The 7,826-nt window shown below is 71.9% G+C and carries 8 protein-coding genes; 4 read left to right on the top strand and 4 right to left on the bottom strand.

Annotation, left to right across the window (positions count from 1 at the left end; translation table 11 throughout):
* Positions 1 to 4: 4 nt before the first annotated feature.
* Positions 5 to 601: a LysE/ArgO family amino acid transporter gene (locus tag E1211_RS28585; RefSeq protein ID WP_132352755.1), complete on the bottom strand. Its 597-nt coding sequence runs from the start codon at positions 599 to 601 to the stop codon at positions 5 to 7.
* A gap of 69 nt (positions 602 to 670) precedes the next feature.
* Between E1211_RS28585 and E1211_RS28580 the strand changes: the two genes are divergently transcribed.
* Positions 671 to 1,567: a LysR family transcriptional regulator ArgP gene (locus E1211_RS28580; RefSeq protein ID WP_132352753.1), complete on the top strand. Its 897-nt coding sequence runs from the start codon at positions 671 to 673 to the stop codon at positions 1,565 to 1,567.
* Positions 1,568 to 1,615: 48 nt separating this feature from the next.
* Here the strand turns inward: E1211_RS28580 and E1211_RS28575 are convergent, their stop codons facing one another.
* Positions 1,616 to 3,370, bottom strand: a complete 1,755-nt coding sequence (locus tag E1211_RS28575; protein ID WP_132352751.1) for a biotin carboxylase N-terminal domain-containing protein — start codon at positions 3,368 to 3,370, stop codon at positions 1,616 to 1,618.
* A 147-nt stretch (positions 3,371 to 3,517) separates the two neighbouring features.
* Here E1211_RS28575 and E1211_RS28570 point away from each other — a divergent pair, with 147 nt between their 5' ends.
* The 3 genes from E1211_RS28570 (at position 3,518) to E1211_RS28560 (ending at position 6,022) form a co-directional block, all read left to right on the top strand.
* On the top strand, positions 3,518 to 4,129 hold the full coding sequence (locus E1211_RS28570) for a PadR family transcriptional regulator (protein ID WP_132352757.1): 612 nt from the start codon (positions 3,518 to 3,520) through the stop codon (positions 4,127 to 4,129).
* A 160-nt stretch (positions 4,130 to 4,289) separates the two neighbouring features.
* Positions 4,290 to 5,249: an ATP-binding cassette domain-containing protein gene (locus E1211_RS28565; RefSeq protein WP_132352749.1), complete on the top strand. Its 960-nt coding sequence runs from the start codon at positions 4,290 to 4,292 to the stop codon at positions 5,247 to 5,249.
* Between the two features lie 17 nt (positions 5,250 to 5,266).
* Entirely contained in the window at positions 5,267 to 6,022 is a 756-nt protein-coding gene (locus tag E1211_RS28560; protein WP_132352747.1) for an ABC transporter permease, read from the top strand.
* Positions 6,023 to 6,455: 433 nt separating this feature from the next.
* On the opposite strand, the gene E1211_RS28555 is transcribed toward E1211_RS28560, so the two are convergent.
* Together E1211_RS28555 and E1211_RS28550 are read right to left on the bottom strand one after the other, a co-directional pair.
* Positions 6,456 to 7,109, bottom strand: coding sequence for an O-methyltransferase (locus tag E1211_RS28555; RefSeq protein ID WP_132352745.1), 654 nt, complete (start codon positions 7,107 to 7,109; stop codon positions 6,456 to 6,458).
* 9 nt (positions 7,110 to 7,118) lie between these two features.
* Positions 7,119 to 7,775 carry a nucleoside triphosphate pyrophosphatase gene (locus E1211_RS28550; RefSeq protein WP_132352743.1) on the bottom strand — a complete coding sequence of 219 codons (657 nt, stop codon included), beginning with the start codon at positions 7,773 to 7,775 and terminating at the stop codon, positions 7,119 to 7,121.
* Between the last annotated feature and the right edge of the window lie 51 nt (positions 7,776 to 7,826).

Below are 7,826 nucleotides of genomic sequence, written 5' to 3'. Positions count from 1 at the left end.
GGGGTTAGGTGAGGAGGAGGGTCAGGGCGAGGACGGCCATCAGGGTGGCGATCAGGGCGTCCAGGAGCCGCCAGGCGGTGGCCCGGGCGAGCAGCGGGGCGAGCCGGTGCGCCCCGGCGCCGAGCGCGGTGAACCAGACCACGCTGGCCAGGGCGGCGCCGAGGCCGAAGAGCCAGCGGTGCGGGTGCTGCTGGGCGATCCCCCCGAGCAGGAGCACGGTGTCGAGGTAGACGTGCGGGTTCAGGTAGGTGAAGGCGAGGCAGGCCAGCAGGGTGGCGCCCAGGGTGGCCGGTGGCCGCTCGGTGGGCAGCAGCGTGCCGGGCCGCAGGGCGCGGCGCGCGGCGAGCGCCGCGTAACAGAGCAGGAACGCGGCGCCGCCCCAGCGGATCCCGGCGAGCAGGACGGGGTGGCCGGTCACCAGCGTGCCGACCCCCGCGATGCCCGCCCCGATCAGTAGCGCGTCCGAGGCGGCGCAGGTGAGGACGACGGGTACGACGTGCTCGCGGCGCAGGCCCTGGCGCAGCACGAAGGCGTTCTGCGCCCCGATGGCGACGATCAGGGCGATGGAGACGGAGAAGCCGGCGACGGCGGAGCTGAGCACGTCACCGACCGTAGGCGAGCTGCCTACATCAGTCGAACTAAAGATTTTGACGCCGATTAAGCTGAGCTGATGGAAGGGCTCGACTTCGTCCAGCTGCGTACCCTCGCCGCCGTCGTCTCGGAGGGCAGCTTCGAGGCGGCGGCCCGGCTGCTGCACGTCACCCCGTCGGCCGTCAGCCAGCGGGTCAAGGCCCTGGAGGAGACCGTCGGGCAGGTGCTCGTCCGGCGGGCCCGACCCTGTGTGGCGACCGAGGCGGGCGCGCCGCTGCTCCGTCTTGCCGGGCAACTCGTCCTGCTGGAGCGGGAGGCGCTGGCCGACGCCCGCGGCCCGCTCACCGGCGGCGGCGCGCGGACCCGGCTGGCCGTGGTGGTGAACGCCGACTCGCTCGCCACCTGGTTCGCGGCGGCCCTGGCCCGGCTCCCGGAAGGGCTGGAGCTCTCGCTCGACATCCGCCAGGAGGATCAGGACCACACCGCCGAGCTGCTCCGCGACGGAGCGGTGACGGCGGCGGTGACCACGCAGCGCGAGGCGGTCCAGGGCTGCCGCGTACGCCGGCTCGGTGCCATGCGCTACCGGGCGCTCGCCGCCCCCGCGCTGGCCGCCGCGTACTTCGCCGACGGGCCGACCCCCGCGGCGCTGGCCGCCGCGCCGACAGTCGTCTTCGACCGGAAGGACCGGCTGCAGCACCGCTTCATCCGTGCGCTGACCGGGCGGACGCTCGACCCGCCGGTGCACTACGTGCCCTCGGTGCCGGCGTTCAGCGAGACCATCCGGCACGGACTCGGCTGGGGTCTGGTGCCCGAGCAGATCGCCGAGGACGACCTCGCCTCCGGGGCGTGCGTCGACCTCGCCCCGGGCCGGCAGGTGGACGTGCCGCTGTACTGGCAGCACTGGCGGCTGGAGTCGACGGCGTTGAACGCCCTCACCGCCGCCGTACGCGCGGTGGCCGCCGAAGCCCTTCGCTGACGGCCCGGGCGGGCCCCCTCGACCGGGAGGAGGCGCGCCCGAGTTGCGTCAGGAGATGGTGCAGATGGCGGCGCCCGCGCTGATCACCGCGCCGACGTCGGCGCTCAGGCCGCTGATCGTGCCGGCCTTGTGGGCGTGCAGCGGCTGCTCCATCTTCATCGCCTCCAGCACCACGACCAGGTCACCCTCGGCCACGGTGTCCCCGTCCGCCACGGCGATCTTGACGATGGTGCCCTGCATCGGGGAGGTGAGCGCGTCGCCGCTGACCGCGCCACCGGCCTTGGCGGCCCCACCACCACGACGGGTGGGCTTGCGAGCGGCGGGCGCGGCGCTGCTCGTACCGGCGCCGAGACCGGCCGGGAGGGTCACCTCCAGCCGCTTGCCGCCCACCTCGACCACGACGGTCTCCCGCTCGGCCGACTCGGCGGTCGGGCCGGCGGTCGCGGTGAACGGCGGAACCGTGTTCTCGAACTCGGTCTCGATCCACCGGGTGTGGACGGTGAAGGGCTCCGCGGTGAAGGCCGGATCGCGGACCACCAGCCGGTGGAACGGCAGCGCGGTGGCCATGCCGTCGACGACCATCTCGTCGAGCGCCCGGCGGGCCCGCTCCAGCGCCTCGGTCCGCGTCTCGCCGACGATGATCACCTTGGCCAGCAGCGAGTCGAAGTTCCCGCCGATCACGTCACCGGCAGAGATTCCGGTGTCCACCCGTACGCCGGGGCCGGTCGGCAGCCGCAGCGCGGTGATGGCACCCGGGGCGGGCAGGAAGTTGCGTCCCGGATCCTCGCCGTTGATGCGGAACTCGATGGCGTGCCCGCGGGGCGTCGGGTCCTCGGTGAGGCGCAGCTTCTCCCCGTCGGCGACGCGGAACTGCTCGCGGACCAGGTCGATGCCGGCGGTCTCCTCGGTGACCGGGTGCTCCACCTGGAGCCGGGTGTTCACTTCGAGGAAGGAGATGGTGCCGTCGCCGCCGATGAGGTACTCGACGGTGCCGGCGCCGTGGTAGCCGGCCTCGCGGCAGATCGCCTTGGCGCTCTCGTGGATCTGCGTGCGCTGGGCGTCGGTGAGGAACGGTGCGGGCGCCTCCTCGACGAGCTTCTGGTGCCGCCGCTGGAGCGAGCAGTCCCGGGTGCCCACCACGATCACGTTGCCGTGCTGGTCGGCCAGCACCTGGGCCTCGACGTGGCGCGGCTTGTCGAGGTAACGCTCGACGAAGCACTCGCCGCGGCCGAAGGCGGCGACCGCCTCGCGGGTGGCCGACTCGAAGAGCTGGGGGATCTCCTCCATCGTGCGGGCGACCTTGAGGCCGCGCCCGCCACCGCCGAAGGCGGCCTTGATGGCGACCGGCAGCCCGTGGTCGACGGCGAACGCCAGCACCTCGTCGGCGCTGGCGACCGGGTCCGGGGTGCCGGGCACCAGTGGCGCGCCGGCGCGCTGGGCGATGTGCCGGGCGGTGACCTTGTCGCCGAGGTCGCGGATGGCCTGCGGGGTCGGGCCGATCCAGGTGAGCCCGGCGTCGATGACGGCCTGGGCGAAGTCGGCGTTCTCGGAGAGGAAGCCGTAGCCCGGGTGCACGGCGTCGGCGCCGGACCTGGCCGCGACGTCGATCAGCTTGTCGATGCGCAGGTAGCTCTCCGCCGCGGTGTCCCCGCCGAGGGCGTACGCCTCGTCGGCCAGCGTCGCGTGCAGCGCGTCCCGGTCGGAGTCGGCGTACACGGCGACGCTCTCCAGTCCGGCGTCGCGGCAGGCGCGGATGACGCGGACGGCGATCTCGCCGCGGTTGGCGATGAGTACCTTACGCACCGTGGGGCTCCTCCCGGGGGGTCGTTGACCGGGAGTGTATAGGCCACCCGGGCGGGCCCTAACGATCGCTCAGTGTGGGTTGGGGCACGGTCACATCGCGCTCTAGTCAAACTTGCCTAATACGCTTGTGCCGTGTCTGCCACGCGAATGATGATCCTCGGTCTGGTCCGGTGGATGCAGCCCGTGCACGGCTACGACGTGCGGCGCGAGCTGCTCAGCTGGAGCGCCGACAAGTGGGCCAACGTGCAGCCCGGCTCGATCTACCACGCACTACGCAAGTTGACCGAGGAGGGGCTGCTGCGGGCGGTCGCCACCGAGCAGGTCGGCGGACGGCCGGCCCGCACGACGTACGAGATCACCGAGAAGGGGCAGGACGAGTTCGAGTCGCTGCTGCGTGGGCTCTGGTGGCAGTTGAACGAGCCGGCGGACCCGTTCACGGCTGCCTTCTCGTTCCTGCCGGCGCTGCCGCGCGAGGAAGCGGCGGCGGCGCTGCGCAACCGGGCGAACCTGCTGCGCGCCGGCATGGCGTGGATGCGCACCTCGTTGGAGTCGGACTGGCTGCGTGACACCAAGCCGGTCCACGTGGGCTGGATGTTCGAGCTCTGGACGGCCCGGGCGGAGGCGGAGATCGCCTGGTGCGAGCGGATCGCGGAACGTATCGATTCCGGAGTGTCGTACCTGCCTGCTGGGCTGGAGCAGGCGGAGGGTTGGTCCGGGTGGGAGCAGCGGCTGCCCGAGCACCCCACCCAAACTGAATAATCAACGTTGACCAGAAAAGCTATATCGCGTTAGCCTCTTCGCGACGTACGGGGAATGCGCCGTCCCACGCTGCCTGCCCGCTGCTCGGCGGCCGGTGACCACGCCGCCTTTCCCGCCGACCCGTGGCCGGGCGCACCGGCCCGGACGACCAGGAGCCCGCATGATCGAGACCAGGGGATTACGCAAGTCCTTCCGCTCCCGTGCCGGGCGGGAGACGAAGACCGTCGAAGCGGTACGAGGCGTCGACCTGACCGTCGCCGAGGGGGAGATCTTCGGCTTCCTCGGCCCCAACGGCGCCGGCAAGACGACCACGCTGCGCATGCTCGCCACGCTGATCGAGCCGGACGGCGGGGAGGCGACCATCGCCGGCGCCGACCTGCGCAAGACGCCGGGCGAGGTACGCCGCCGGATCGGCTACGTGGCCCAGGGCGGCAGCACCTGGGACGAGTCGACAGCCCGCGAGGAGCTGGTCCTCCAGGCCCGGCTCTACGGGATCGGTAAGACCGAGGCGCACCAGCGGGCCGTCCGTGCCCTCGACGCGTTCCAACTCGCCGAATTCGCCGACCGCAAGTGCAAGACCTACTCCGGCGGTCAGCGGCGGCGGGTGGAGATCGCCCTCGGCATCATCCACGAGCCGAAGATCGTCTTTCTGGACGAGCCCACCACCGGGCTCGACCCGCAGAGCCGGGCGCACATGTGGGACGAGATCCGGCGGCTGCGCACCGAAGGCATGACAGTCTTCATCACCACGCACTACCTGGACGAGGCCGACGCGCTCTGCGACCGGATCGCCATCATGGACCACGGCCAGGTCGTCGCCGAGGGGACTCCGACCGAGCTCAAGCGGGAGATCTCCGGCGACGTCGTCCAGGTCGGCCTCGACGTCGTCGCCACGCCGCAGGCGGCGAAGGCGCTCGACGGCGAGGCGTACGTCCGGAAGCTGGAGACCGTCGACGAGGGCGGCCTGCGGCTGTACGTCGACGAGGGCGCCACCGCGATCCCGCAGATCCTCCGCCGGCTGGACCAGGTCGGGCTCGCGCTCTCCTCGATCGAGCTGCACCGCCCCAGCCTGGACGACGTCTTCCTCACCAAGACCGGCCGCTCGCTGCGCGAGTCCTGACCAACCGGAGATCGATCATGAAGCTCGCCCGCGACACCTGGCTCATCTTCCAACGCCAGTTCCAGCTGCTCATCCGTAACCCGGTCTGGGTCTTCGTCGGCGTCTTCCAGCCGGTGATGTACCTCCTGCTCTTCGCCCCGCTGCTCAAGCCGGCGCTGAACGCGCCGACCCAGGCCGAGGCATACAAGATCTTCGTACCCGGCCTGCTGGTGCTGCTGGCCATCTTCGGCGGCCTCTTCCAGGGCTTCGGCCTGATCGCCGAGCTGCGCGCCGGGGTGATCGAGCGCTCCCGGGTCACCCCGGTCAGCCGGCTCGCCCTGCTGCTCGGCCGCTCCCTGCGCGACGTCGTCTCGCTGATCGTGCAGGCGATCATCATCACCCTGCTCGCCCTCGCGTTCGACCTGCGGGTCCTCCTGGGGGACCTGCTGCTCGCGTACCTGATGCTCGCGCTGATCGCGCTGATGACCTCGGCGGTCTCCTACGGCGTCGCGCTGAAGGTCAAGAGCGAGGACGCGCTGGCGCCACTGATGAACACCGTCGCCCAGCCGGTACTTCTGCTCTCCGGCATCCTGCTGCCGCTCAGCTTCGCGCCCGGCTGGTTGCAGGGCATCGCCGACTGGAACCCGTTCTCCTGGGCCGTCGACGGCACCCGGGCCCTCTTCGCCGGCGACCTGGGCAACGACCGGGTCTGGCAGGGGCTGACCATCATCGCCGTACTCGCCGTGCTCGGCGTCTACTGGGCCGCCCGGCAGTTCGCCCGCAGCGTCCGCTGAGCGACCGGCCGGGGCCGTCCACGGCGGGTTTGATCCACACGAGGTCATTGAGGTCGGGGTGTCGGCAGCGTCCGACACCCCGACCTCATTGAACCGGAGTCGATCAGCCGCCCGCTCTGCCCGTGGTGGCGCGGTCAGGACTGATCGGGGCGAGCCGGGGCGGTCGGATCGCACCGCCCCCGGCGTCGCCGATCTGGCCGCCCTACCTGGCCGCTTTCGCGTGGGCGCGGGAGCGCACGCGGGCGGGCGAGTGTCCGCTCCGCGTGTGGTGGCGCGGTCAGCGCACGCGGGCCGGCGTGAGTCCGTCCGTTCTGCGTTGGGTGGCGCGGTCAGTGCACGCGGGCCGGTGTGAGTCCGTCCGTTCTGCGTTGGGTGGCGCGGTCAGTGCACGCGGGCCGGTGTGAGTCCGTCCGTTCTGCGTTGGGTGGCGCGGTCAGTGCACGCGGGCCAGCGTGAGTCCGTCCGCGATCGGCAGCATCACCGCGTCCACCCGGACGTCGGCGAGCACCTCGTCGTTGAAGGCGGCGATGGCCCGGTCGCCCTCGTCCTGCGGGGCGATCACCCGGCCGCCGCGCAGCACGTTGTCCACGGCGATGACGCCGCCGGGCCGCATCCGCGGCACCAGCTCGGCCCAGTAGATCGGGTAACCGGTCTTGTCCGCGTCGATGAAGGCGAAGTCGAGGTACCGCTCGTGCGGCAGGTCCCGCAGCGTGTCCCCGGCCGGGCCGATGCGCAGCTCGATCCGGTCGTCCACCCCGGCCCGCGCCCAGTAGCGCCGGGCGATCCCGGTGTACTCCTCGGAGATGTCAAAGCAGGTGAGCCGTCCGCCCTCGGCCAGGCCCCGGGCGATCGCCAACGAGGAGAGACCGGTGAACGTGCCCACCTCGACCGCCTGCCGCGCCCCGAGGATCCGGGTGAGAAACGTCAGGAACGCGGCCTGCTCCGGCGCGACCTGCATGGTGGCCTCGTCCGGCAGCACCGCGCGGGTCTCCTCGGCGAGGTCACGGATGATCTCGTCGGGCGGGGATCCGTGCCCGACGAGGTACCCGTGCAACTCGTCCGTCAGCGGAATCGACTTGGTGGTCATGGAGGCACGCTAACCGAGCGGCTCGACCGACTGGCCGCCCGGCGCGACCTTCGTCCACAGATCAGTGATCCGCAGGTCGAGGTCGGCGAGGAGCCTGCGCAGCAGCGGCAGGGACAGCCCGATGACCGTGCTCGGATCACCCTCGATCCGCTGGACGAACGGACCGCCCAACCCGTCGATCGTGAAGGCCCCGGCCACGGCGAGCGGCTCACCGGTGGCGACGTACGTGCCGATCTCCTCGTCGCTGACGTCGGCGAAGTGCACGACCGTCGAGGCGACCGCCTCGGCCCGGCGCGCCGCCGTGACGTCGATCAGGCAGTGTCCGCTGTGCAGCACGCCGCTGCGTCCACGCATCCGCCGCCAGCGCTGCGCGGCGTCGGCGGCGTCGGCCGGCTTGCCGAAGATCTCGCCGTCGAACTCGAGCACCGAGTCACAGCCGATCACCAGGGTGCGCTCGTCGGTCGCCGGCCGCAGCCGGGTGAGCACCGCCTGCGCCTTCATCCGGGCCAACTCCAGGCAGAGCTCGTCGGCCCGGTCGGTGACCACGAGGGATTCGTCGACACCGCTGACCAGTACGTCCGGCTCGATGCCGGCGGCCTGCAGGATCTTGCGACGGGCGGGACTCGCGGAGGCGAGCACGAGGCGGAGTGGCAGCTGATCACGCACCCCGCCGACGTTACCGGCTCAGCTCCGCCAACGCGCCGACCACCACCCGCC

This window comes from Micromonospora sp. 15K316 (assembly GCF_004348525.1).
Lineage (GTDB): Bacteria > Actinomycetota > Actinomycetes > Mycobacteriales > Micromonosporaceae > Micromonospora.
This window is presented reverse-complemented; position numbering and strand designations above follow the sequence as displayed.

Coding starts and splice junctions, on each gene's coding strand:
- E1211_RS28560 (WP_132352747.1), top strand. CDS start 5,267: ATGAAGCTCGCCCGCGACACCTGGCTCATCTTCCAACGCCAGTTCCAG.
- E1211_RS28580 (WP_132352753.1), top strand. CDS start 671: ATGGAAGGGCTCGACTTCGTCCAGCTGCGTACCCTCGCCGCCGTCGTC.
- E1211_RS28555 (WP_132352745.1), bottom strand. CDS start 7,109: ATGACCACCAAGTCGATTCCGCTGACGGACGAGTTGCACGGGTACCTC.
- E1211_RS28570 (WP_132352757.1), top strand. CDS start 3,518: ATGATGATCCTCGGTCTGGTCCGGTGGATGCAGCCCGTGCACGGCTAC.
- E1211_RS28565 (WP_132352749.1), top strand. CDS start 4,290: ATGATCGAGACCAGGGGATTACGCAAGTCCTTCCGCTCCCGTGCCGGG.